The sequence below is a fragment of the Solirubrum puertoriconensis genome (assembly GCF_001483135.1).
In the GTDB taxonomy this organism is placed as follows: Bacteria; Bacteroidota; Bacteroidia; order Cytophagales; family Hymenobacteraceae; genus Solirubrum; species Solirubrum puertoriconensis.
Genome location: NZ_LNAL01000006.1, coordinates 1200977 through 1226058, shown reverse-complemented (window position 1 = coordinate 1226058; position 25082 = coordinate 1200977). Strand labels below are relative to the sequence as shown.

Here is a 25082-nt window from a genome sequence, read left to right as displayed (position 1 = left end):
AATGGTGTGCGACTAACCTAGGACGGGGCAACTGTTACAAGTAAGATACTCATAGTCCGTTACCCGTTGCCTGCTTTACCTTTGAAAATATGCTAGTTGCAGCCGCCGAATACCTCACCTACACCGAAGCCGTGGGCCTGTACCACCGCCTCCAAAGCGAGGCCGGTATCGTGAGCTTGGTGAAGAACTACGGCCCTGCCACCTTGCCCTTCGGCGACGGGCTGTATTTCCGGCTGCTGATTGAGGAAGAAGACGTAGAGGGAGCCCGCCAGATTGTGCAGGAGTTTGAGCAGCAACGCACCGAGCGCGCCGCGGCCCGCTGCCCCAGGTGCGGCTCGTACAACGCCTGGCCCGAGCCCGAAGCCCGGCAACCGTGGTACAAACGCTTGTTTTATGCCGGCACCACCATGTACCGCTGCCATAATTGCGGAGAGGAGTTTTCGGGGTAACACGTAGTGCGTACTGCCAAGGCTTGGAAGTCGGCGCGGCGTTGCAAAATTGCAAGCCTCACTACGCTCACTTCATGAAGCCGACCTCCACCCTGCTCTTAAGCTCGATGGCCTTAGTCCTAGGTGCCTGTGCCGGGCAGCAACCCCTGCAGCCCTACGACCTGGTAATTACCCACGCCAACGTAGTAGATGTGGAGGCCGAACGCGTGCTGCCCGACCAAACCGTGTGCATTGCGCAAGGGCAAATCAGGCGGGTGCAGAAGTCGGGCACCCGCACCATTGCCGCCAAGCAGACCATTGATGCCCAAGGCAAATACCTGATACCGGGTTTGTGGGATATGCACGTACACTTCCGGGGCGGCGACTCACTTACCACTGCCAACCGCAACTTGCTGCCCTTGTACCTTGCCCATGGCATTACCACCGTGCGCGATGCCGGTGGCGACCTTACCCCAGCCATTTTTAGCTGGCGCGAGCAAATGGCCGCCGGCAAGCTGGCGGGGCCGCGCATCTACACTTCAGGCCCCAAGCTCGACGGACCTAGGGCTACCTGGGCCGGTTCGCTCGTAGTCGAATCGCCCGCGCAGATCGAGCAGGCCCTCGACTCATTGCAGCGGCTGAAGGTTGATTACGTGAAGCTCTACGAAAGCACGATTTCGCGCGAGGCCTTCCTAGGTGCCATAGCCTCGGCCGAAAAGCGGGGGCTCACCACCACCGGCCACATGCCCTACACCGCCACTCTGCGCGAGGCAGTTGAGAGCGGCCTTGATGCCTCGGAGCACCTGTATTATGTGTTCAAGGCCTGCTCCGCCATAGAAGACAGTATTACCACTGCAATACGCAACAGCCAAACCAGCAGCAAGCCCCTAGGTCTGTTTGCGGTGCTGCCGGCCATTTACCGTACCTACGATGCCGCCACCGCTGCTCGTACCTACCGCATGCTGGCAAAGCACCGCACGGCCGTAGTGCCTACCTTGCACATTCAGAAAGTGCTGGCCGAGCTACCCGACACCGACCACGCCCGCGACACGCTGCTGGCGTACATCGACCCGAAAATACAAGCCACCTACGCCCGCCGCATTGCCAGTGCCCGGGCGCAGTCGGCGGCTACGCGAGCCTTCAACAAGCAGCTCGGCGCCCGTTTTATGAGCATGGTGCCCCAAATGCAAGCGGCCGGCGTTACGCTGCTGGCCGGCTCCGATAGCGGCCCCTTCAACTCCTACGTGTACCCCGGTGCCTCGCTCCTTGGTGAGCTAGTGTTGATGGTGCAAGCTGGCCTTACCCCGGCCCAAGCCCTGAAAACAGCCACCGTCAACGGGGCCCGCTTCCTGAAAGCCGATCAGCGCTCCGGCACCATCCGGGCGGGCAAGGATGCCGACGTGGTATTGCTCAACGCCAACCCGCTGCAAAACATTAGCAACCTGCGCGGCATTCACACGGTGGTAGCCCGCGGCCAAGTATACACCGCTGCCGATCTGCGCCAGATGGTGCGAGCCGTCAAACATCGTTAAACCTTAGCCATGCCCGTTCGCGAAATCCTACAGCTCGGCAACCCGGTGTTGCGCCAAGTAGCCCAGCCCGTTGCCGACCCCACCGCGCCCCAAGTTGCGGCATTAGTGCAAAACCTAACCGACACCGTAGCCCACTGGCGCGAAACCACCGGCTACGGCCGCGCCATTGCCGCGCCTCAAATCGGGGTACTTGAGCGTGTGGTTTTGCTGCGCCTGCCCGGCCGCGAGGTATGGCCTCTCATCAACCCCAGCATTGTGGCCCGCAGCCCCGAAACCTCGTTGGTGTGGGATGCTTGCTTATCGTTCCTGTCCATCTTCATGCAGGTGCCTCGCCACCACTGGATTACCGTGCGCTACCAGGACCTAGGCGGCCAGTGGCACGAAACCCTCGCCGGGGCCGAGGACGACCTCGCTGAGCTGTTGCAACACGAAATCGACCACCTCGACGGCATCTTGTCCATCGACCGCGTGGTGGATGTGCAAAGTATTTGCACCCGCGAGGAGTTTGAGCGGCGCTACCGAGCCGATAGCCCGTACGGGCGGTGAACTAGTTAAGGCGTCAACCTTGCGTCCCCTTTCTTTAACATCCCCCTTAAACTTGCCATTCAATTTATATTGACTGATATGCTATTACCAATACTGCTCCTGCTACTTACTGATTCACCAGAACAAGGTCATAAACCCATTAACAACGGCTTAGTAGGTAGCTACTATTCCAGGGCTAATCAATTTGAAAAGCATTCAAACCTGTATTTAAGAGCAGATTCTTCCTTTGTTTACTCTTACTTACTAGGGGGTTGTCAAGATGAAATATCCGGCGTATGGTCAACCAAGGGAAACAATTTGTACCTGATTCAGGCAAAAGACACAACAACCAATAGACTCTACCACATACCAGATCTTGCAGCTCCTTGGAGAATCACCAAGTCAGGGCTTAAACCCTTAAAAAAATTAAATTTAGGGTGCTTCGAGGAAGCTTCTATTCACCGCAAATTGCGTGCTGGCCGTTAGCACGAGAATCGGCCAATAGCACCTCATGATTTTAACACCGGCCTGACACAGCCTCCACGTTCCAAATTTCTGCCCGACCTTCGGCCGCACGTTTGCCGTTCAACGTTTGTTGATACGGTTTACACTTATTGCATTCCGAAAGCTTGGCTGAAGCTACCTACACCCCTACCGAGTCCGTTTACGAAGAGCTGCGCCGCGTACAAGGCCTGCTGCGCGTAGAGCAACAAGAGGACCTCGAGCAATACCGCATTCGTAACGCGAAGAGTACGATTGCGGAGCGGCAACACCGCGGCCTGACGTGGTACCCAATTAAAATCACCAAAGAAGACATTGGCTTCGGCGGCAAGCTGGTGCTCGAGCTCGAACGCCCGGCCGGCCAAAGCCAGCAGCTGCACCTGTTTCAGGTGGGCAAAAACGCAGCGTTGTTCGGCAACATACCCGGCCGCGCCGGCTCCGATAAGCCCATGCTGCAAGGCGTGGTTACGAGCGTACGCCGCAACAAAATCACGCTGGCTACCAACAAGGAAGACCTGCCCGACTGGATCGACGAAGGCAAGCTGGGCCTCGATCTGACTTTTGATGAGGTAAGCTACCGCGAGATGGAGCTGGCCCTGCAGAAAGTGCAAGGTGCCTTTGGCCGCCTTGCCGAGCTGCGCGATACGCTCCTAGGCCATCGGCCGGCCGAGTTCAAATCGGCCGAAGAGGCCGAGAAGCTGTACTACCCCAACCCGCTGAACGCTTCCCAAACCGCCGCCGTGCAGCACGTGCTGGCCGCTAAGGACGTAGCCATCATCCACGGCCCGCCCGGCACCGGCAAAACCACTACGCTGGTACAGGCCATATTGGAGACCATCCGGCGCGAGCGGCGCGTGCTGGTGTGTGCCCCCAGCAATACGGCCGTGGATTTGCTGACCGAAAAGCTGGCCGAGCGCGGCGTAAACGTTATCCGGATGGGCAACCCCTCGCGCGTGTCGGATTTGCTACTTGAGCACACGCTAGATGCGCAGGTGATGACGCACAAGCACTATGGCGAGCTGCGCAGCCTGCGACAAACGGCCGAGCAGTACCGCCAAATGGCCGGCCAGTACAAGCGCAACTACGGCTGGGAGGAGCGCCAACAGCGCCAAGCATTGAAAGAGCAGGCGCACCAACTGCTGCAAGAGTCGGATCAGCTGGAGAAGTACATCACCGAGGACCTCTTGGAGAAAGTGCAGGTAATTACCTGCACGCTGGTGGGCGCCGCCAACCGCGCCATTCGGCACCTGATGTACGAAACCGTGTTCATCGACGAAGCGGCGCAGGCGCTGGAGCCGGGCTGCTGGATACCCATCACCAAGGCCGAGCGTGTAGTACTGGCCGGCGACCATTGCCAGCTGCCGCCCACCGTGAAAAGCGAAAAAGCGGCGGCCCAGGGCTTGCGCGAAACCTTGTTTGAAAAGTGCATTACGCGCCAGCCCGACACGGCCCGCATGCTGCAGGTGCAGTACCGCATGCACCAGCACATCATGCAGTTCTCGTCGGATCAGTTTTACGGCGGCAAGCTGCTGGCCGATGAACGCGTGCGCGCCGCCGACCTGCACGATTACGACGTGCGCTTTGAGCCGGGCCAGGCCGTGGAGTTCATCGACACGGCCGGTTGTGGGTTCGAGGAAATGGGCCTGCAGGATTCGCCTTCCGTGGCTAACCCCGAGGAAGCTGATTTGCTACTGCGCCGCCTCTCGGAACTGCTGCAGGATTACCACCAGGCCGACCACGAGCAGCACCCGCTGAGCATCGGCGTAATTGCCCCCTACCGCGCCCAGATCAATTACCTGAAAGACCGCGTGGAGGACATGCCCGAGCTGAACGAGCTGCTCACCAAGCGCCAGCTCAGCATCGGCACCGTCGACTCCTTCCAAGGCCAAGAGCGCGACATCATTGCCATTACGCTCACGCGTTCCAACGCCGCCAACGACATCGGCTTCCTGGCCGATATCCGCCGCATGAACGTGGGCATGACGCGCGCCCGCCGCAAGCTGCTGATGATTGGCGACTCGGCCACGCTGAGCAGCCACCCCTTCTACCGCGAGTTTGTGAACTACGTGGAAGACCTAGGGGCCTACCGCACCGCTTGGGAGTTTCAGCAGTAAGCACACTCCTGTCATCCTTCGCTTTGCGGACGCAAGATGAGGATGACAGGAGTGTCTGGCTGGAAAATCACTGCAAGTCAATCACCGACATCGTATGCGGCGCATCGGACTTGCTGTTGACGAAGTTCTTCTCCGGCTTGTCGAAGTTAGAGATGTACAGTCGGTTGCCTTTCATCAGCACTTCGGCGGGCTGATCGAGCAAGCCACCCGTGCCATCCGTGTCGCCGTTTTGGGCCAGGGTGGTCACGCTGTTGTCTTTCAGGTTTACTACCTCAATGGCGTTTTGGCGCGAGTTGCAGAGGTAAAGCTTATCGGTTTTGCGGTCGATAATAAGGCCATCCACGCACGAAATCTGTTTGCCGGCGGTGGTAACTACCTCTTGCTTAGCGAGGCTACCGTCGGGTTTCAGGGTCATGCGGTATAGGGTGCCGTCGCCGAAGGAGCCGGTGTACAGGCGGCCCTGGCTGTCGTAGTCGAGGCCGTCGGCGCCATTATCAACGCCGGTTTCGTTGACTTTGGTGGTGAAGAACGCCAGTACGTGCGGGTCCATGGTTTTGGGCTTCAGGTGCACCACGCCTTTGTTTAGCTCAGCCAAGGCAAAGCGCATCACGGCGCTGCCCTTATCGTTGTCGGGAAGGTCCCACTGGCTGTCGGTCACGTAAATGGTGTTGCCTTTCCAGAGCACGGCGTTAGCCAGGCCAAAGCCATCGGCCACGGTTTCCACGGCCCCGGGCTTGCCGTTCTGCACCCGCACGCGCATCAGGCGCGATTTGTAGTTCTTGTCGTTTTCGTACTGGTTTTCGGCGTAATACAGGTGCCCATCGGGCCCGAATGCCAGGTCCATGGGCGCCGCTTTCTTGGTGCTGGGCTCCACGGGCAAGTTGCTGAGGTAGGGCCGCATCGAGTCGCCCACTATTTCCACAAGCGAAGCTGGTTGGCTGTTATCGGCCAGGTTCGGCACCGATAAAATTATGTTGCCGTTGGGCGCCAACGCCAAACCATCGGGGGTGTTGTGGGTATAACCGAGGGTAAAGAGCAATTTAGGATTGCCGATGCGTTGGGCAGTATCGGCGGTAGCAACCGCACTGGTTTTACCGGAATCGGCGGGGGCTGAAGAATCGGCCGTAGAGGTTTTGTCGGCGCTCTGGCCGCAGGCAGCCAAGAGCGTTGCGCTCAGCAGCATAGCGCTGAGCGAGCGAGGAAATAGAACAGTCATGTGCGGCAACAGTTAGGTGTAGTAGTGCTGCCTAACGGAGCCCTCAGGTGGCAAGTTGCGGCAACCCGCAGCCCCGAGCGGCGTTATTTTCCTTTAATTGCCTTAAGTTTTCCATTATTCTCTCCTGTCCCATGCAGATTGCTGATCAAAAGGTGGTCACCATCACCTACGACCTAAGCGTAACCAACGACGAGCAAGAAAAGACGCTCGTGGAGAAGGCCGAAGCCGACAGCCCCATGGTGTTTTTGTTTGGCATGAGCGGCCTGCCCGAGGAGTTCGAGCAACAGCTGCAAGGCAAACAAGCCGGCGACACCTTTAGCTTTACCCTCTCGCCCGAACAAGGCTACGGCGAGTACGACCAGAACGCCCTGGTAGACCTACCTAAGCAAGTATTTGAAGTTGATGGCCAGGTAGATAGCGAAATGCTGCAGCCCGGCAACTACCTGCCCATGTCGGACAACCACGGCAACCACTTGCAAGGCAAGGTGGTGTTCGTAGGCAACGACACCGTGCAGATGGACTTCAACCACCCGCTGGCCGGCATGACGATGCACTTCGACGGCAAAGTGGTGGCCGTGCGCGACGCCAGCAAAGAGGAGCTCGACCACGGCCACGTACACGGCGAAGGTGGGCACCACCACTAGGCCGCTACACGGCATGAACTTGAAAACGGGGCTTAGCGGCCCCGTTTTTTATTGCCCTAGGTGTAGCCGCGCTGGGTAGCCGTTGAGCGGTGCTGATGCACGTGGCAACCGCACCGGCATGAACTCTGCCCTTGGGCTGCCGTACAGAACTCCACCTTCTGCTGTAGCTACCTGGGTTTGCTTAGGTAGCCTTGCCTCCTTCCTGCCGCAAGGGTAACGCATGTTTTACCCAACCAAACCGCCCCTTCATGGAAAGCATCAAAACCAAAGCCTACGGAGCCAAAGGCTCTATCCGCAGCAGCTTGGGCCCGATGGAAATCGAACGGTTCCCGGCCAAAGCCGACGAAGTGCACATTGATATTCTGTACTGCGGCGTGTGCCATTCCGATTTGCACCAAGTAAAAAACGACTGGCACAACACGGTGTATCCGTGCGTGCCTGGCCACGAAATTGTGGGCCGCGTTACGGAAGTGGGCAGCAGCGTAACCAAGTTTAAGGCCGGCGACATTGTGGGCGTGGGCTGCATGATTAATTCGTGCGGGCAATGCCAACCCTGCCAGCACGGCGAAGAAAATTACTGCCAAGGCCCCGTGAGCTGGACGGCCACCTACAATGGCTACATGAAACCCGACGGCAGCGGCTACAACACCTTCGGCGGCTACTCCACCAACATAACGGTGAAGGAAAGCTTTGTACTGCGCATCCCCGATAAGCTCGACATCAAAGCTGCCGCTCCCATTCTGTGCGCGGGCATCACCACTTACTCGCCCTTGCGGCACTGGAAGGTAAAGCCCGGCGACAGTGTGGCCGTGGCGGGTCTGGGTGGCCTAGGGCACATGGCCGTGCAGTTGGCCAAGGCCATGGGGGCACAAGTAGCAGTGCTTACCACCTCCCAGGACAAGCGAGAAGCCGCCGAAGCCCTAGGTGCGCATCAGGTTATCATAACCACCGATAGCAAAGCCATGAAACAAAACGAGCTGATGTTCGATTTGATCCTGGCCACCATTCCCGATGAGTTTGAGGTTAACGAGTACGTGTCGCTGCTGAAACTCAACGGCACCGTTGTTACCGTAGGGCTGCTGGGCTCCTACAAAAAGCCGCTCGACAACATGGAAATGGCCAAGTCTCGCCGCTCGGTGGCGGGCTCCATCATCGGGGGCATTGCCGAAACGCAGGAGGTGCTGGATTTCTGCGCCGATCACAACATCCTGCCCGAAGTGGAAATGATTCGGATGCAAGACATCAACAAGGCATTCGACAAGATGATGGACAAGGAGGTACGCTTCCGCTACGTTATCGACATGCAGTCGTTGAAGGAAGAAGAAGTGTAGCAACTATGTTAGCCGATGGAAAAGGGAGGCCAAATGGCCTTCCTTTTTGTAGCTACTACCTGTCTTCTGGCCAGATGATCTAGGCCAAAAATTTTATCAGGCTATGGATTTTGCCGCAGCCGAAAGCTCAGGCCAGAATTCCACAAAATCATTCTCGTACGCTTCTACTTCGCGCAAAAACGCTGCTGCTCCCGTTGCCAGCACCTCCCCGTTCGGCACCCGTCGGCTCAGACCTAGGAGCGCGCGTGCTAGGCCTTCGGGCTGGGCGTAGCCGGTAAGCCAATCGTCGCGGCGCATGTAGCTGAACATATGCTGCAACCGTTCGGGCAACTCCGTGCTGCGGGCCTGCAAAATAGCGTACATGCGCTGCGCAAACGCGGGCAGCGGCTCTTGGGGGCGATAATTGTACTGGGCAAAGCGGCGGGCCAGCAGGTGGTCGTAGCCCACATCGGCTACTACCCCGGCCCACTTACCTAGGCCGGCTCCGCGCAGGCGGGCCGTGCTACGGCGCACTACCGGGTGCGCATCGGTATACGAATCGATGAGGCGGTGCAGACGAATGCCCCGCTGCACCTCGGGCGAGTAGGCGGCCACGGCGGCCCGGCCACGTACGGCTTCGGCGGCAAAGTTGCCGAAGATGAGGTCGGGGTCGGGGCCGGATAAAACCAGGTGGGCGAGGAAGTTCACAGGCGCAATGTACCGCCAAGTGCCCCGGCTAGGTTGCGGCAAAGGCTAACCTAGGGCTGCCTCGGCGCGTAATCCCCAAAACTCCTTCTAATCTGACCAACTCCAAACACCCGACCCCATGGCTGAAAAAGTTGCCGTAAGCCACGACGTTACCAAGCTCGTGGAGCGCATCAAGGACATTAAAATTGCCATGATGACCACCTTGGAGCCCGATGGCTCTTTGCACTCGCGCCCCATGTACACCCACGAACCGGAAGCCGATGGCACCTTGTGGTTTTTTACCGAGCAAGACTCGCCCAAGATCGACGAAGTGCAGCAAGACCGCCACGTAAACCTGGGCTACTCCAAACCGCAGGACAACCTCTACGTGAGCATCTCGGGCCGTGCCCGCATTGTTACCGACCGCGCCAAAATCAAAGAGCTCTGGACTGAAAGCCTGCGCACCTGGTTCCCGAAAGGCTCCGACGACCCCAACATCGCACTGCTTCGCATCGATATCGACAAAGGCGAATACTGGGATCAGCCCAGCAACGTGCTGGTACATGCCTTTGGCTACGTGAAAGCCGTAGCAACCGGCGAGCGGTACCAGCCCACCGGCGACGAGCACGCCAAGGTGCAGCCCAAGTAACTTGGGCCATACTAATCCGAAATCCGCAAAAAGGGAGAGAGTCACTTCTCTCCCTTTTTTGTTGTTTGCTAATGTTGTCTTCCACTACATCCGCCACTTTGCCCACCTCGCCGCTTACTACGCTTTCCATTATTACCGTACGGCCCGAAAACCGGCGCTGGGCGCTGGCCCAAATGGGCACCATGCCGCGGCATCTGGCCAAAGTGCCGGGCTTGCGCTTCGCCAAAATGCTGGGCTCGGGCTTCGATTTTGGCCTGAAACCCAATTTTGCTCGCTACGGGCTAATGGCCGTGTGGGACAATGCCGCCGACGCCAGCCATTTCTTCGAACGCAACGAGCATTGGCGAGCTTTCCAAGAGCGCAGCCACGAGCTCTGGACGGCCGATTTGCTTCCCTTGCAAGGCCATGGTTTGTGGGATGGCACTAATCCCTTCGACTACGCACCTAGGGCCGATGCGCCGGCCGAGGCCCCGGTAGCGGTGCTCACGCGAGCCAGCATCCGCTTGCTGCGGTCTTGGAACTTCTGGCGGGCGGTGCCGCCAGTGAGCCGGGCTGTACAGCAAGCTCCGGGGCTATTGGCGGCTATTGGCTTAGGCGAGCTGCCAGTTATCCGGCAAGCAACTTTTAGCCTGTGGCGCTCGGCTGCCGAAATGCGTCAGTATGCTTATGGGCAGCAGCACGAGGGTCGTCACAAGGAAGTGATTAAGCGCACGCGGCAAGAAGGCTGGTACTCCGAGGAGATGTTCGCCCGCTTTCGGGTGCTGGCTACGCGCGGCACTTGGGATGGGAAAAATCCGCTGCTGCTCACTTAGGAGCATAAAAAAAGCAGGCCACCCGTCGTGGCACAACACCACACCTGAAGTCGTACCAGTTGCCGCATTTCGACGAGCAGCCTGCCGCTACAAAGTTGGCCGTTGCATTTGGCCTAGGTGGCAGCATTTCTACGGGTTTTGGCCGGCGGCCAGTACTGATTTTTTGCCTTACACTTCACAATAAACGCAGCCAGCAAGGCCGCTCCCGCGTTTGCGTGCTGCCAGTACGAAGTAGCAATTCAGTAATTCGCGCAAGCAAGTTTCCGTAGTTGCCAAAGCCTCGTCGGCGCGTTTAGGTTGTACCTTGGGTCACGTTTCAAGACCGCATTTGGGCTTGTTTATGCACCCCTTACAAGTGGTCTGCGCCGCGATATTTGTTCGCGCCCATCCAAAATCCTTTGCTTGCCCGATGACGCACGACGAACTGGAACAAGCTGGCTTTTTGCACGCCGACTACGTGCCCGATGGCACCAACTACCGCCGCGGCGAGCTATACGTGCGCATGACTCCCACGGGCTCCTTGCGCGTGTTCTTGCCCAACGGCTCCGACGGCAGTGATATTGAACTTTCGTCGGGCGACGTGTACAACCCCGACATTCTCTACCGTGGCCCCATCAAGGACATCGACGAACTGATACGCCTAACCCACCGCTGGGTAGCCTAGGGCGCCGGGGGCTGGCGGCAATTTCGGTTTTGCTGCCTTGCTGCGGCAAGCAGCATCAGGGTTGCTTATTGCCCCATTTTTTCGGTTCCAAAGCAAGCTGTGGTACGGCCTTCTTCGGTAAAAAAGCGGGCTTGCCGCCATTTCCCCGTATTTTCGCCGGCTCAACGAATTCGCATCCGTTATGCCCGGCTACCGTCCGCAGGAGATAGAGAAGAAGTGGCAGGATTTCTGGCAACAAAACCAGACGTTCCGCGCCGAAAACCACTCTGATAAGCCCAAGTACTACGTGCTCGACATGTTCCCCTACCCCTCGGGAGCGGGCTTGCACGTGGGTCACCCGCTAGGCTACATCGCCTCCGATATCGTGACGCGCTACAAGCGTCACCGCGGCTTCAACGTGCTGCACCCCATGGGTTTCGACTCGTTTGGCTTGCCCGCCGAGCAGTACGCTATCCAAACGGGCCAGCACCCCGAGAAAACCACCCGCGAGAACATCGCCCGCTATATTGAGCAGCTTTCTTCCTTGGGTTTCAGCTACGACTGGAGCCGCGAAGTGCGCACCTCCGACGCCAGCTATTACAAGTGGACGCAGTGGATCTTCCTGAAGCTGTTCAACTCGTGGTACAACCTCGACACCAACAAGGCCGAAAGCATTCGCACGCTGCAGGATAAGTTTGCCGCCGAGGGCTCGGCCGGTGTGCGGGCCGTGTGCGACGAAGACGAGCGCCACGACTTTTCGGCGGGCCAGTGGCAGATGATGAGCGAGGCCCAACGCGTGGCCGCCGTTCACCCCTACCGCCTGGCCTACCAAAGCGAAACCTACGTGAACTGGTGCCCCCAGCTCGGCACGGTGCTCTCCAACGACGAAGTAAAAGACGGCGTATCGGAGCGCGGCGGCTACCCCGTTGAGCGCCGCCTGATGCCGCAGTGGAACCTGCGCATCACCGCCTACGCCCAGCGCCTGCTCGACGGCCTCGACACCATCGACTGGCCCGAAGCCGTGAAGGAAATGCAGCGCAACTGGATAGGCCGCTCCGTGGGTGCCGAAGTGCGCTTCGAGGTAGAAAACCACCCCGAGCTGCCGCTTACGGTGTTCACCACCCGCCCCGACACCCTGTTCGGCGTTACGTACATGGCCGTGGCGCCCGAGTCGGAGTTGCTCGAAACACTCATCACCAACGAGCAGCGCGCCGAAGTAGAAAAGTACGTTGAGTGGGCCAAAAACCGCTCAGAGCGCGACCGTATGGCCGATGTGAAGACCATTACCGGTGCCTTCACGGGTTCGTACGCGCTGCACCCCTTCAGCGGCGAGAAGCTGCCCATTTGGGTGGCTGATTACGTGCTGGCGGGCTACGGCACCGGCGTGGTGATGGCTGTACCGGCCCACGACACCCGCGACTTCGCGTTTGCCAAGCACTTCTCGCTGCCCATCGTACCGGTGGTGGAAGGCTTCGATGAAGAAGCCAACGAGGCGTACGCCGCCAAAGAAGGCCGCATCATCAACTCCGATTTTCTCAACGGCCTCGAAGTAAAGCCGGCTCTCAAGGCTGTAATTGAGCGCCTTGAGGAAATGGGTATCGGCAAGGGCAAGGTGAACTACCGCCTGCGCGATGCCATCTTCGGCCGGCAGCGTTACTGGGGCGAGCCTATTCCGGTGTACTACCGCGACGGTATGGCCTTCGGCGTGGCCGAGCAAGACCTGCCGCTGGTACTGCCCGAAATCGATGAGTACAAGCCTACCGAAACCGGTGAGCCGCCCCTAGGTCGGGCCAAGGACTGGAAGTACCGCGGGCAGTTCGATTTCGAGCTGAGCACCATGCCTGGCTGGGCGGGTTCGTCGTGGTATTACCTGCGCTACATGGACCCGCAGAACGACGAGCGTTTTGTGAGCGAAGAAGCCGAGCAGTATTGGCAAACCGTAGACCTATACATGGGTGGTGCTGAGCACGCTACGGGCCACTTGCTCTACGCCCGCTTCTGGTACTTGTTCCTGAAAGACCTAGGGCTGGTAAGCGGTAACGAGCCTTTCCAGAAGCTCATTAACCAAGGCATGATCCTGGGTCGCTCGAACTTTGTGTACCGCATCAACGGCACCAACAAGTTCGTGACGAACTCGAAGAAGGGCGAATACGAAACCACGCCCCTGCACGTGGATGTGAACATCACCGAAGACGACGTGCTCGACATCGAAGCCTTCCGCAACTGGCGCGAAGACTTTGCCTCGGCCGAGTTCATTCTCGAAGACAACGGCACCTACGTGTGCGGCGTCGAAATCGAGAAGATGTCGAAGTCGAAATACAACGTAGTGAACCCCGACACGCTGATTGAGCGCTACGGGGCCGACGCGCTGCGCCTGCACGAGATGTTCCTAGGTCCGTTGGAGCAATTCAAGCCCTGGAACACCCAAGGCATGACGGGGGTATCGGGCTTCCTGAAGAAGTTCTGGCGATTGTTCTTCCCGGAAGACCGCGACTGGGCCGTTACCGACGAGGAGCCCACACCGGCCGAGCTGAAGGCTTTGCATAAGGCCATCAAGAAGGCGCAGGAGGACATCGAGCGGTTCTCGTTCAACACCTCGGTGAGCACGTTTATGATCTGCGTAAACGAGCTGTCGGCCCTGAACACCCGCAAGCGCGCCATTTTGGAGCCGCTGGTGGTGCTGATTTCGCCCTACGCTCCGCACCTTGCGGAGGAGCTGTGGGAGCAACTCGGCCACGAAGCCGGTTCGCTGAGCACGGCGCCGTTCCCCGAGTTCAACGAGGCTTACTTGGTTGAAGACACGGTGAACTACCCGGTGGCCATCAACGGCAAAGTGCGCGAGCAGCTGCAGTTCCCGGCCAATGCTACGGCCGCCGAAATCGAGCAAACCGTACTCGGCACCGACATCCTGGCCCGCTACGCCGAAGGCAAGCCTGCCAAAAAGGTGATTGTAGTGCCCGGCCGCATGGTAAACGTGGTGGTGTAAGCACCTAGGGTTACCAGAACTATTGCACGGCCCACGGCTCTCAACGGAGCTGTGGGCCGTTTGCGTTGGCGCCCAACCAACTGCATTGTTCTGGTTGATTTAACCTAGGTTTGTCGGCTGCACATACTCTTGCACTTACCCCGATGTTAGCTTTGTCGGTTCGCCAAACCACCAGCGCCTCTTACCGCCCCGAGCTCGATGCGTTTCGGGTGCTGCCGGTGCTGATGGTGATTGCGCAGCACTGGTTGCCGGTGGCATGGGTGCGCACTGCAACCAGCTCGGTGGGCGTAACGGCCTTTTTTGTGCTGAGCGGCTACTTTGTAACCAACATTTTGCGCCGGGCGCAACGCAGCGAGCAGCCGTGGCGGGTGCTGAAGCCGTTCTACCTGCGCCGGAGCCTGCGCATTTTGCCAGCCTTTTATGTTGCGCTGGCAGCGGCTTGGCTGCTGAACCTCAGCTTCGTGCGCGCGTCCTTAGGCTGGTTTGCGCTGCAAGGCGCAAACTTCTTGTTCTTCAGCAAGCAAGCCTGGGGCGAAGGCGTGGGCCACTGGTGGTCGTTGGCCGTGGAAGAACAGTTTTACCTGATTTGGCCCGCGCTGGTATTGCTAGTCGGTGCCCGCCGCTTGCCTTGGTTACTGGGCCTGTTGGTAGTGCTCGGCCCGGTGCTGCGTTGGTACTTACTGGCGGCTACCGGCACCTCGTTTGCCTTGGTGCTGTTGCCCGCGCACCTCGATGTATTTGCTCTAGGTGGGTTGCTAGGGCTAGCCGTAGCCCAACCTCAGCGGATTAGCTATCGGCACTGGGTTATGGCCTTTGCGGTGTTGCTGCCCGCATATGTGCTGCTGAAGCACCTAGGGGGCCGCCCGGAGCTCCTGCTGGCTCCTAGTCTGCTGGCACTGCTGGCCGCTTGCGTGCTGGGCATGATTTTGCTTACGCCCTCGGCTTCGGTGCGTAGCGCACTTATCAACCCGGTTTTGGTGTGGATAGGCCAACGCAGCTACGGATTGTATCTGTACCACTTGTTTATGCCCGTGCTGCTGCACCGCGTGTTGCACCGCGTAGCACCTGCCTATGCCACGGCCGAGTGGGAGCAGTCGCCGCTTGCGTTGCTGCTGATGGCCGCGGGGCTGCTGGTAGTGGCGTCCGTATCGTGGGCTTGGCTGGAGCGGCCATTGCGCCGCTTGGGGCAACGCTTTGCTTACCCCAAAGCCTAACTACTCGGCCGCGGCTAATTCGGCTTGCACGCCCTTGGGCAGCGAGGCGCGCACCAAGTCATACGAGTGGTCGATGAGCTCCTGCAGCATGCGCACGCTGATGCCCGTGCCTACCAGCACCGTGTTCCAGTGCTTTTTGTTCATGTGGTAGCCAGGCCGCACAAAGTCGTGCTCGTCGCGCAGCTGCACGGCGCGCTCCGGGTCACATTTCAGGTTTACGCTTTCGTAGCTGCCAATGCTGGTGAGGGCGTAGATTTTGCCGCCTACTTTAAACACCAGCGTGTCTTCGCCAAACGGGGTTTCTTCGGTGGTGCCGGGCTTGCTTAAGCAGTACTCGCGGAGTTCTTCGATGTTCATACCAAAGGGCAATGCTTGGCAGCAAGGTAGCGGCTGCCGCCCATATTGCCAGTGGATGAGCTCGTGGGCAAGCCACTTACCAAAGAAAACAAGCCCGCCGGAAATACCAGCGGGCTTGCGGTATAGGCCAAAAGACTAAAGCGCGTTAGCGCAGAATGACAAATTTGAAGAGCATGAAAATCAGGCCTGCCAGAAACATCAGCATCGATATTTTATTGATGATGTGCATCGTGCGCAGGTTAAAGTTGGTGTGGCGGTTCGGATCTTTCTTGCGGAAGAAATAGCCAAATACGGGACCAAAATCAAACAGACCTTTCGTACGCATATCGTTGGGGTTGCGGCTTCGGCAAAGAAGCGGATGGAAAAGTAAACTTACCATGAAACGACGCCTCGGTGGCGCCATACCTCGCCGGCTACTTGCAATTGGCGCTCCGTCGCCCACCACACACCGGCTCATCAATCGGCAACCTAGGGCTTCCCTCCTTGTGGCAAATCGTAAGTTGCTGACTATATATGAAACAGTGGGCACCGGGGCATAGTTGCCGCTTTTCGAACATATTTTCGAGTTTGCAGCGGTGTAATAACGCCCTTCTACCGTCCAAGCTGCAACTCCTTAGCTCGACGGTACGTCGTTGTGCGCACCGGCTTTTGCCGCATTTCTTCTCTTATGAAACACCTGCTACTCTCCTGCTGCCTGTTCGCCATTGCTCCGTTAGCCTCGGCTCAATCGGCCTCCGAAGCCAACGCCGTGAAGAAGACCATCGACACATTTTTCGAGGGCATGCGCAAGGGCGACAGTGCAATGGTGCGCAGCACGCTAGCTCCTGCAGTGGTTATGCAAACCATCAGCACCCGCGGCGGCAGCCCCCAGGTGCGCACCGAAAACCCTACCGATTTTCTGAAGGCTGTTGGCACGCCGCACCCCGAGGTATGGGATGAGCGCATCATCTACGAGCGCCTGCTGATTGATGCTGATCTGGCCAGCGTCTGGACGCCCTATCAGTTCTATGCAGGCAACAAGTTCAGCCACTGCGGCTACAACTCGTTTCAACTGGTACGCATGGCCCAGGGCTGGAAAATTGCTTACGTAATTGACACCCGCCGCAAAGACAAGTGCAAGCAGTAGCAGCTGCCCTACTTCTAAAGCAGCATACGCACCCAGGAGCCGGACTTTTGCCTAGCAGCAGCGGCTAAAATGCCGGAATACGCACCACCGGGGTATCGTCGGCCTTCCAACAGTCGAGCTCATATAGCTCGCCGTGCTGATCGAGGTACAGTGCCGCAAAAACCTGCACACCGTCTTCGTCTAGAAACTGCGTGCTGGCAATTCGCTCGCCTAGGTGGCGGTTGGGCATGTGGTTTAGAAAGCGCAACGTGCCTATGCCGCTGGTGTTAAGCTCGACCACCTCGGCGGTATGCAGCTCGCCGAGCAAACGCGCTGATTGAGGCGCGCTGCGGAGCAGGTAAATAAGCAAACCTAGTTCCGGCAGGTTCAGCGGGCGGACGATCATGCGGGTGGTGGGGGCAAGCGTTTACCCTTAGTACGCAACCGCGCCCAATCGGAGTTATTGTTGGCAATGGCGTTATGGCCTTAAACTCAATCTGAGCGCACCGGGCCTTGCCCTAGGTGCTTACAATGCCAGAATGGCGGCTGCGCTAAGCTGCCCTAGGTGCGAAACCACCTGATCGGCGTGGTGCAGGTCCTGCCCTTCCGAATGCTCGCTGCGGTAGCCGATGCAGTACATGCCTGCTGCTTTGGCGGCGGTTACGCCGTTGTGGGAGTCCTCGATTACCAAGCACTCCTGCGGTGGCACTCCGGCCAACTCGGCGGCACGCAAGAAAATGGCCGGATCGGGCTTGGAACGCGGAAAATCTTCGCCGCTTACCAGGTTGTCGAACAGCGGATACAACCCGAAACGCCGGAACACGCGGTTGATGGTGTCTTTGCCCGCCGACGAGGCCAGCTGCAACGGCACGCCCGCCTGGCGTAAGTCCAAGATCAGCTCGCGCGCACCGGGCAGCAAATCCAGCTCCTCGGATTCGTCGAAAGCCACGGCAAATAGCTCGCGCTTACGCTTCATCAGCTCGTCAATGTCGCCATCCAATCCGAACTCCTGCTTCAGCCGCTGGTACACGTTGCGCGTGGAGAGACCTAGGAAGGTGGCGTATTCCTCATCCGAGACCTGAATGCCGAGCTCGGCATAATGACGGAAAAAGGCCTCGTGGTGCAGCGGCTCGGTATCAACGAGTACGCCGTCCATGTCGAAGATGACGGTGCGGATCATAGTGGAGATTGGGTATTGGCGCGGTAAAGGTAGCGTCTCGGCTGCTAGCGCTGACCCAGAGAATAGCGCTGATACGATTGCGTTTCAGCCGTAAGGCAAGCTACTAATCGCCACGAGCCAGCAAGCCGCATTGTGCATCCACTGCGCGTTGCAGAATAGCCACAAAAACGGCCTCGTCTGGTCGCAGTGTAGCCGCCCCACGCTTCTGCAACAGCTGGTGCAGGATACGCATTACATTTTCACTTCCCCAGCGAAAGGTACCGTAGTAATCAAGCCAAGCTTCAATAATCCCTTCCGCTTGCAGGCGGTAAAACAACTCATCCTCGATGCCCCCTACACGCTGCAAAACCAATTTCCGGTTGGATGTGGATTGGCTATCATCAATTAGAAAAAAGTCCAGCATAGCGGGTAAACCCAAAAGAAAAACGTCATGCCTCGGCTACGCTTGGCATGACGTTCTGTTAATGCTCTGATAGCTGCTACTACGCCCCTACTTGCTCCTCCAGCTTCACAGGCTCAACCCAGCGGCCATCCTCACGGATCAGGTTGATAAGCTCATCCACGGCGGCTTCTTCGGGCACCGATTTCTTGATAACCTCCTGACCGCGGTACAGCGCAATCTTGCCTCGGCCCACGCCTACGTAGCCGTAGTCGGCATCGGCCATTTCGCCGGGGCCGTTCACAATGCAGCCCATAATGCCGATTTTGACACCCTTGAGGTGGTCGGTGCGGCGGCGAATCATGGCCGTGGTTTCGGGCAAGTCGAACAGGGTACGGCCGCAGCTCGGGCAGCTGATGTACTCCGTTTTGCTCATGCGCGTACGAGCCGCCTGCAAAATACCGAAGCTCAGCTGGTTTAGAGAATCGAGGCGCTGCAGCCAAGTAGCCTGGTCGGCATCGGGTAGCTTTTCGGTACTCAGCACCACGCCGTCGCCGAGGCCATCGAGCAGCAGACCGCCCACATCGGTAGCGGCGTAGAGCTGCGTTTGCTCGGGCGCCTGCTCGGGGTACTGGCGGTTGATGATGACCGGATTGGTAATGCCGAAGTTCATCAGCCGGAAGAACGCCCGGCGGATTTCGGGCATGGCGTGGGCGTTGTCGGTGTAGAGAATGACAACGGCCGTGCGGTCGAGGCGCAGCTGCTCGAGGGCTGCCGTGGTGAGCGACTCCAGATTATGGAACACAAAGTTGGCCTCGGGGTGCTTGGCTGCGGCCACAGCGTACTCGCTTTGGGTGAGCACCGGGTAGTGGTCTTCGCGTTTGCCGCCGTCGAGCCAGGCCGAGTAATCAACCAGCTCCTTCAGGCCGTTGGGCAGCATGAAAGGCACCGGGCGCTGACCGGTATAGATGAAGTCGGCCCCTAGGTCGTTCATCTGAAACTTATCGAGGAATGCCGAGTAGAGGTGCCCCACGCAACGCAGATCGGCGTACTCCAGCTGCGGCAGGCGCGAAATATCAGCCAGCACACGCGGCACGTTTTGCCCGCCTAGGTTCAGTACCTCGTGCGAGTGGCGGCGGTGGTATTGAAATGGGTCGATGGGAATATTTTGCTCCTGAGCTTCACTGATGCCCGACAGCTTTGCGCGGTTGGTAGCATCAGCCGCCAAGGGCATAATTGGCTTAGCCTCGGCGGCGCGGTTGGTGTACCGGTCGATGAGCATACGGGCCACGGGCGCCTCGGCTTCGGGTGGTTCCGTGAGCGACACACGCACGGTATCGCCCAGGCCGTCTTCGAGCAGGGTGCCAATGCCCACGGCCGACTTGATGCGGCCATCTTCTGCCTCGCCGGCTTCGGTTACGCCCAGGTGCAGCGGGTATGGCTGCAGGCCTTCGGCTGCGAGCTTCTGCACCAGCAAGCGGTAGGCTTGCACCATCACTTGCGTGTTGGAGGCCTTCATCGAGAGCACCACGTTGTAGTAGTTCTCGTCTTCGCAGATGCGCAAAAACTCCAGCGCCGACTCTACCATGCCCAGCGGCGTATCGCCGTAGCGCGACAAAATGCGGTCGGACAACGACCCGTGGTTGGTGCCGATGCGCATGGCCGTGCCGTACTCCTTGCAGATTTGCACCAACGGCCGAAACCGCTCCCGAATGCGCTCTATCTCGGCCTGGTACTCGGCGTCGGTGTACTCCAGTACCTGAAATTTCTTTTTGTCGACGTAGTTGCCGGGGTTTACGCGCACTTTCTCCACAATGCGCGCGGCGAGTTCGGCCGCGTTCGGCGTGAAGTGAATGTCGGCAATCAGCGGCACCTCGCAACCGCGCTTGCGCAGCTCCTTCTTGATTTCGAGCAGGTTTTGAGCCTCCTTCATGCTCGGCGCCGTGATGCGCACGTACTCGCAGCCGGCCTCTACCATGCGCAGCGTCTCCTCCACCGAGCCCATGGTATCCATGGTATCGACGGTGGTCATGCTCTGCACACGTATGGGGTACGAACCACCTAGGGGCAGGTCGCCGATGTTCACGACGCGCGCTTCGCGGCGCTTGTACTCGGTAAGGCTGGGGCAGTAAATCTTAAAGGCGGAGGTGCTCATGCAGCGGATATCGTAGTCGGAAGCAAAACCGCGCTGGCGGCGGCAAAGTTGCTCGGCGGCAAAGGTACGAAGGGCGATTGTAGCTGCGTGTAGCGCGTGCTGCAGTACGCACTACAACACCCTACTCCTGTTCGGCCCGCGCGAAAACCCCTTCGAGCGTATGCACCTGCAAACCCGGTGCATCGTTAAAGGCGGCATTAGGCATTAATCATGGCCTGACCTACGTACGGGCGTGTACCGGCCGATACTTGCTGCAGCCCACGGCTTAGTGCCGCCTGGACGCTAGCCGACGCTGCCGCAGCCCTAACCAGCCTGAGCCTGGCCACGCACAGCGGCGACGCCAATCTTCTGCCCTATGCGTACGCGCCAATCAGCGCCTGGACGGCCTTCGCCAGCACCATTGCCGTGTACGACGCCCTCCGCCACCCCGGCCAACTCTTCGCCGCCGAGGCGCCGTTGTCCTCTCCGCCGTTCCCGGGCCTAGAGAAAACCGCCACGACTTAAATTAGTAATCGTTTACCCGCAGCACCAGTTTACCGATATGCTCGCTGCTCTCAAGCAGACGGTGCGCCTGCTCGGCCTCGGCCAAGGCAAACTCCCGGTAAATAACCGGCCGAAACTGCTTGTTGGCCAGCAGCGGCCATACTTGCTGCTCAAGGGCTGCTGCCAGTGTGGCTTTAAACGCAGCCGACCTAGGGCGCAAGGTGCTTCCCGTAATGGTAAGGCGACGGCGCATCACCTCCAGCGCGTTAAACTCGGCCCGGGCACCGCGCATGGCGTTGATGAACACCAAACGGCCATCCTCTTTCAGCAGGCTCAGGTTTTTGGCCGTGTAGTCGCCGCCCACCATGTCCAGTACCACATCGGCGCCGCCAACTTGCTTTAGCTCAGCCTCGAAGTCCTGGGTGTTGTAGTTGAAGCAACGAGTCGCACCTAGGGCTTCGCAGGCGCGGCATTTCTCCTCCGTACCAGCCGTGGCGTACACCGTGGCACCCAACAGCTTGCCTAGCTGGATTGCCGTGATACCAATTCCGCTGCTACCACCGTGCACCAACAGCGTTTCGCCGGGCTGCAATGCGCCGCGCTCAAACACGTTGTGCCACACTGTAAATACCGTTTCGGGCAAAGTAGCGGCTTCGGCCATACTCCAGCCCGCGGGCACGGGCAGGCAATGGCGCGCATCAACCACGGCGTACTCGGCATAGCCGCCCTCGGCCAGCAATGCGCACACGGCATCGCCGGGTTGCCACCGACTGGCCTCCGCTCCTACCTGCTCCACGGTGCCGGCAATTTCCAGCCCGGGCACTAATCCGCTTACATCACCGGCACCGCCGTATTTGCCTTGGCGCAACAGCACATCGGGGCGGTTTACGCCGGCTGCTTGCACCTTCACAAGCACTTGATTGGCAGCGGGTTCGGGCTTGAGCTGTTGCCGTAGTTGGAGCACTTCGGTGCCGCCGGGGTGCGCTATTACAATGGCATTCATGCGGAGAGTTGTTTAAGCCTAGGTGGCAGAGCTGCAAAATTTACCCGGCGCTACGCCCGTGGGCCACCTTTCGGACGCTTTTACGTTTCTTGCCGATGATGAAGACGCCCGCATTTGTTCCGTCGATGCTTAACTCGGCCCGAGCCATTGGCTTGCGCGCTTGGCAAACCGGACCGCTGTTTCGCAAAGCATTTCTAGCTGCCGTGGAGTCGGTACAGGAGGTGTTGCGCGCCGAGGTACAGAAAGGCAACGCCAAAATAGTAGCCGATTTTCTGGTCGACAAAGCCGCTCCGGCCGTGAAAGCACTGCTGCTGGAGCGCATGACGGTGCGGTTACTGGCGCGTTTGGGCTTGCGCGGAGCCTTGGCCTCGAACGTGGCCGGTTGGATTCTGCCCTTTGTACTCGAGAAAGTGGTGCAGCTAGTGATGAAAACTGAAGCGGCCGCTAAGCTGAAACAGCACCCTTCCGTTACCAACGTGCGCCGCACCCTCGACGAGCTTAAGAATCGTTTGCGGCGGGCCGTAGCGCCCGATTTTGGCTCGGGTGCCGAAGAGGTGGACCTATATGTTACTGAGCTGCCTGCTGCCAGCCCACCCCCTGCTGCAGATACCCAACTTACTGGTTTATAGCCAAAAATGGTACTTGGGTGTTGCCCCGAGCGGCATCGGCAGCAAGCAACCCCGTGCGCAATTTTTTATGCAATCGTTTGCAGGCTAGCAAAAAATGCCTTAATCTTGAATCGCTAAAATGAAAAAACCCGCCGGCTCCCGCATATACACGGGGCCAACGGGCTTAGTGAGCGGGCCGGTCGAACTGCATTCCCACCCGAATTCGAACCGGCCTCGCTTGCAAGCTGCTAATTTAATGCAAGAAAAGCAGTTCGCGATACTTTACTAGCGGCCAATCTTCATCGGCCACCAATAATTCTAGTTTATCGACCTGTCGACGGATCACGTCGAACAGCGGACGCACCTTTTCGCTGTACATCAGCGCACGCTCGCGGGTGTCGTCTTTTTTGTTAGCCACCTTGCGGCAATCTACCATTTCGGCCACTGTGGTCTTAATGGTAGCCACGCGGCGCGAAATCTCCTTGATGGAGTCAACAGTAACCTGAGTGAACTCATCGTCGAGGCCCAGTTCGCGCAAGCCTTTTACGTTCTGCACCAGCTTATTCTGGTAAGCTACGGCCGTGGGGATGATGTGGTTAATAGCCAAATCACCCATAACGCGGCTTTCGATCTGCACACGCTTGATGTAGTCCTCGAGCAGGATTTCGTGGCGGGCGTGCAGCTCTACGTGCGAGTAAATACCAAGGCGACTGAACAGCTGCGACGATTGCTCCGTCACGAATGCATCGAGCGCGGGCGGCGTGGTAGGCACGTTCGAGAGGCCGCGACCGGCCGCTTCGACTTTCCACTCATCCGAGTAGCCGTTGCCCTCAAAGCGAATGGCTTTCGAATCGATAACGTACTGGCGCAGCACATCGATGATGGCCATTTCTTTCTTACGGCCACCCTCAATTAGGGCATCTACTTCCTTGCGGAAAGTTTCCAGCTGATCGGCCACGATGGCGTTCAGCACCGTCATCGACGACGAGCTGTTGGCCGACGAACCTACGGCGCGGAACTCGAACTTATTGCCGGTGAAGGCAAACGGCGAGGTACGGTTGCGGTCGGTGTTGTCGAGCAGAATGGGCGGAATCTTGTCGATGCCCAACTTCAGGTAGAGGTTGTCGCCCTTATCGAGCGGCAGTTTGGCGTTGCGCTCCAACTCGTCGAGCACTTGTGACAGCTGCGAACCCACGAACACCGACATGATTGCGGGCGGGGCTTCGTTGGCACCTAGGCGGTGGTCGTTCGAGGCCGAGGCGATAGAGGCGCGTAGCAGATCGGCGTGCTGGTGCACGGCCTTCATTGTGTTGATGAAGAACGCGAGGAACTGCAGGTTCTCCTTGGGCTTGCGGCCCGGCGAGAGCAGGTTCACGCCCGTATCGGTGCTCAGGGCCCAGTTGTTGTGCTTGCCCGAACCGTTTACGCCCGCAAACGGCTTCTCGTGCAGCAGCACTTTAAAGTCGTGCTTATCGGCCACGCGGTCCATGATGTCCATCAGGAGCTGGTTGTGGTCGATGGCCAAGTTAGCGTCTTCGAACGTGGGCGCGCACTCAAATTGGTGTGGCGCTACCTCGTTGTGTCGCGTGCGCAGCGGAATACCCAGCTTGGTAGCTTCCTCTTCGAACTCGAGCATGAAGGCGTGCACGCGCGGCGGAATCGAGCCGAAGTAGTGGTCTTCGAGCTGCTGGCCCTTGGCCGGCGCGTGGCCAAACAGCGTGCGGCCGGTCATTACTAGGTCGGGGCGCGCCGAGTACAGGGCCTTATCAACCAGGAAGTACTCTTGCTCGATGCCCAGCGTAGTCGTTACGCGCTGTACGTCCTTATCAAAGTATTGGCAGATGGGCAGTGCAGCACGCTCCAGTGCTACCAACGACTTCAGCAGCGGGGCTTTGTAGTCGAGGGCTTCGCCGGTGTAAGCAACGAAGATGGTCGGGATGCACAGCGTTTTGGCACCTGCAGTTTCAATGATGAAGGCCGGCGAAGTGGGGTCCCAAGCGGTGTAGCCGCGTGCCTCGAAGGTATTGCGGATACCGCCCGAGGGGAATGACGACGCATCGGGCTCTTGCTGCACCAGCGCCGAACCTTTGAAGTTTTCGATCGGACGACCGTCGGAGTTCAAATCGAAAAACGAGTCGTGCTTTTCGGCGGTGGCGCCCGTTAACGGCTGAAACCAGTGCGTGTAGTGCGTAGCACCCTTGCTCATGGCCCAGGTTTTCATGGCACCAGCCACGGCATCGGCCACGCTGCGCTCCACCGGAGTGCCTTGCTTAATGGCCGACTGCAGTTTTTTGAAATAATCGCCCGACATGGTAGCACGCATGGCTTCCAGGCCAAATACGTTGCGACCAAAGATTTCTGAGCGACGCTCAGAAGACGCGACCGGCACGGGTTTGCGCTGATCAACAAGGTTCAGGGCTCTAAAGCGAAGCGTTGCCACAGAGAAAAGGTTAGTGGAAATAAGCAGGTTTGCTTTTGATACCCCAAAGGTAGAAGCGAATACTATTTCAACAAAGCACCCCCTAAATTTTTAGGGGCATTTTCTCAAAAC

General features: G+C 58.6%; 24 protein-coding genes. 14 read left to right on the top strand and 10 right to left on the bottom strand.

Going from position 1 to position 25082, the window contains the following annotated elements; translation table 11 throughout:
- Positions 1–89: 89 nt before the first annotated feature.
- The 5 genes from ASU33_RS10075 to ASU33_RS10060 all read left to right on the top strand — a co-directional run bounded on the left by ASU33_RS10075 (position 90) and on the right by ASU33_RS10060 (position 5100).
- Positions 90–449, top strand: coding sequence for a putative signal transducing protein (locus tag ASU33_RS10075; RefSeq protein WP_059070658.1), 360 nt, complete (start codon positions 90–92; stop codon positions 447–449).
- A gap of 74 nt (positions 450–523) precedes the next feature.
- The gene (locus tag ASU33_RS10070) at positions 524–1960 is read left to right on the top strand and encodes an amidohydrolase family protein (protein WP_078063024.1); all 1437 of its coding nucleotides are present in this window, start codon (positions 524–526) and stop codon (positions 1958–1960) included.
- 9 nt (positions 1961–1969) lie between these two features.
- Complete coding sequence (locus ASU33_RS10065; RefSeq protein WP_059070656.1) at positions 1970–2506, top strand: peptide deformylase; 537 nt, start codon at positions 1970–1972, stop codon at positions 2504–2506.
- Between the two features lie 69 nt (positions 2507–2575).
- On the top strand, positions 2576–2971 hold the full coding sequence (locus tag ASU33_RS21245; RefSeq protein WP_149867139.1) for a hypothetical protein: 396 nt from the start codon (positions 2576–2578) through the stop codon (positions 2969–2971).
- A gap of 143 nt (positions 2972–3114) precedes the next feature.
- The gene (locus ASU33_RS10060) at positions 3115–5100 is read left to right on the top strand and encodes an AAA domain-containing protein (RefSeq protein WP_059070792.1); all 1986 of its coding nucleotides are present in this window, start codon (positions 3115–3117) and stop codon (positions 5098–5100) included.
- 67 nt (positions 5101–5167) lie between these two features.
- On the opposite strand, the gene ASU33_RS10055 is transcribed toward ASU33_RS10060, so the two are convergent.
- On the bottom strand, positions 5168–6316 hold the full coding sequence (locus ASU33_RS10055; RefSeq protein WP_286130468.1) for an SMP-30/gluconolactonase/LRE family protein: 1149 nt from the start codon (positions 6314–6316) through the stop codon (positions 5168–5170).
- 131 nt (positions 6317–6447) lie between these two features.
- Here ASU33_RS10055 and ASU33_RS10050 point away from each other — a divergent pair, with 131 nt between their 5' ends.
- Both ASU33_RS10050 and ASU33_RS10045 read left to right on the top strand, forming a co-directional pair.
- Entirely contained in the window at positions 6448–6960 is a 513-nt protein-coding gene (locus ASU33_RS10050; RefSeq protein WP_059070654.1) for an FKBP-type peptidyl-prolyl cis-trans isomerase, read from the top strand.
- 248 nt (positions 6961–7208) lie between these two features.
- Positions 7209–8291: an NAD(P)-dependent alcohol dehydrogenase gene (locus tag ASU33_RS10045; protein WP_059070653.1), complete on the top strand. Its 1083-nt coding sequence runs from the start codon at positions 7209–7211 to the stop codon at positions 8289–8291.
- A gap of 96 nt (positions 8292–8387) precedes the next feature.
- Here the strand turns inward: ASU33_RS10045 and ASU33_RS10040 are convergent, their stop codons facing one another.
- A complete protein-coding gene (locus ASU33_RS10040; RefSeq protein ID WP_160328173.1) occupies positions 8388–8978 on the bottom strand; it encodes an acyl carrier protein phosphodiesterase in 591 nt (196 codons plus the stop codon).
- Positions 8979–9096: 118 nt separating this feature from the next.
- Between ASU33_RS10040 and ASU33_RS10035 the strand changes: the two genes are divergently transcribed.
- The 5 genes from ASU33_RS10035 (at position 9097) to ASU33_RS10015 (ending at position 15261) form a co-directional block, all read left to right on the top strand.
- A complete protein-coding gene (locus ASU33_RS10035) occupies positions 9097–9606 on the top strand; it encodes a pyridoxamine 5'-phosphate oxidase family protein (RefSeq protein ID WP_059070651.1) in 510 nt (169 codons plus the stop codon).
- A 71-nt stretch (positions 9607–9677) separates the two neighbouring features.
- A complete protein-coding gene (locus ASU33_RS10030; RefSeq protein WP_286130467.1) occupies positions 9678–10418 on the top strand; it encodes a spheroidene monooxygenase in 741 nt (246 codons plus the stop codon).
- A 409-nt stretch (positions 10419–10827) separates the two neighbouring features.
- On the top strand, positions 10828–11082 hold the full coding sequence (locus ASU33_RS10025; RefSeq protein WP_059070650.1) for a hypothetical protein: 255 nt from the start codon (positions 10828–10830) through the stop codon (positions 11080–11082).
- Between the two features lie 181 nt (positions 11083–11263).
- Complete coding sequence (gene leuS, locus ASU33_RS10020; RefSeq protein ID WP_059070649.1) at positions 11264–14047, top strand: leucine--tRNA ligase; 2784 nt, start codon at positions 11264–11266, stop codon at positions 14045–14047.
- Positions 14048–14199: 152 nt separating this feature from the next.
- Positions 14200–15261, top strand: coding sequence for an acyltransferase family protein (locus ASU33_RS10015; RefSeq protein WP_160328172.1), 1062 nt, complete (start codon positions 14200–14202; stop codon positions 15259–15261).
- On the opposite strand, the gene ASU33_RS10010 is transcribed toward ASU33_RS10015, so the two are convergent.
- Positions 15262–15618 (bottom strand): MmcQ/YjbR family DNA-binding protein, encoded by a 357-nt coding sequence (locus ASU33_RS10010; protein WP_059070647.1) that lies wholly within the window; start codon positions 15616–15618, stop codon positions 15262–15264. It abuts the gene before it with no gap.
- Between the two features lie 145 nt (positions 15619–15763).
- Complete coding sequence (locus ASU33_RS10005; RefSeq protein ID WP_059070646.1) at positions 15764–15943, bottom strand: DUF6728 family protein; 180 nt, start codon at positions 15941–15943, stop codon at positions 15764–15766.
- 342 nt (positions 15944–16285) lie between these two features.
- Between ASU33_RS10005 and ASU33_RS10000 the strand changes: the two genes are divergently transcribed.
- A complete protein-coding gene (locus ASU33_RS10000) occupies positions 16286–16744 on the top strand; it encodes a nuclear transport factor 2 family protein (protein WP_059070645.1) in 459 nt (152 codons plus the stop codon).
- A gap of 64 nt (positions 16745–16808) precedes the next feature.
- Here the strand turns inward: ASU33_RS10000 and ASU33_RS09995 are convergent, their stop codons facing one another.
- From ASU33_RS09995 to ASU33_RS09975, 5 genes are all read right to left on the bottom strand, one after another.
- On the bottom strand, positions 16809–17129 hold the full coding sequence (locus tag ASU33_RS09995) for a DUF6984 family protein (protein ID WP_059070644.1): 321 nt from the start codon (positions 17127–17129) through the stop codon (positions 16809–16811).
- A 120-nt stretch (positions 17130–17249) separates the two neighbouring features.
- The gene (locus ASU33_RS09990) at positions 17250–17903 is read right to left on the bottom strand and encodes an HAD family hydrolase (protein ID WP_059070643.1); all 654 of its coding nucleotides are present in this window, start codon (positions 17901–17903) and stop codon (positions 17250–17252) included.
- A 103-nt stretch (positions 17904–18006) separates the two neighbouring features.
- A complete protein-coding gene (locus ASU33_RS09985) occupies positions 18007–18306 on the bottom strand; it encodes a hypothetical protein (RefSeq protein WP_059070642.1) in 300 nt (99 codons plus the stop codon).
- Between the two features lie 79 nt (positions 18307–18385).
- The gene (gene ispG, locus ASU33_RS09980) at positions 18386–20437 is read right to left on the bottom strand and encodes a (E)-4-hydroxy-3-methylbut-2-enyl-diphosphate synthase (protein ID WP_059070641.1); all 2052 of its coding nucleotides are present in this window, start codon (positions 20435–20437) and stop codon (positions 18386–18388) included.
- Positions 20438–20942: 505 nt separating this feature from the next.
- Positions 20943–21923 carry an NAD(P)H-quinone oxidoreductase gene (locus ASU33_RS09975; protein ID WP_059070640.1) on the bottom strand — a complete coding sequence of 327 codons (981 nt, stop codon included), beginning with the start codon at positions 21921–21923 and terminating at the stop codon, positions 20943–20945.
- Between the two features lie 95 nt (positions 21924–22018).
- Between ASU33_RS09975 and ASU33_RS09970 the strand changes: the two genes are divergently transcribed.
- Complete coding sequence (locus tag ASU33_RS09970; protein WP_149867138.1) at positions 22019–22552, top strand: hypothetical protein; 534 nt, start codon at positions 22019–22021, stop codon at positions 22550–22552.
- Positions 22553–22784: 232 nt separating this feature from the next.
- On the opposite strand, the gene ASU33_RS09965 is transcribed toward ASU33_RS09970, so the two are convergent.
- Entirely contained in the window at positions 22785–24971 is a 2187-nt protein-coding gene (locus tag ASU33_RS09965; RefSeq protein ID WP_059070638.1) for a glutamine synthetase III family protein, read from the bottom strand.
- Between the last annotated feature and the right edge of the window lie 111 nt (positions 24972–25082).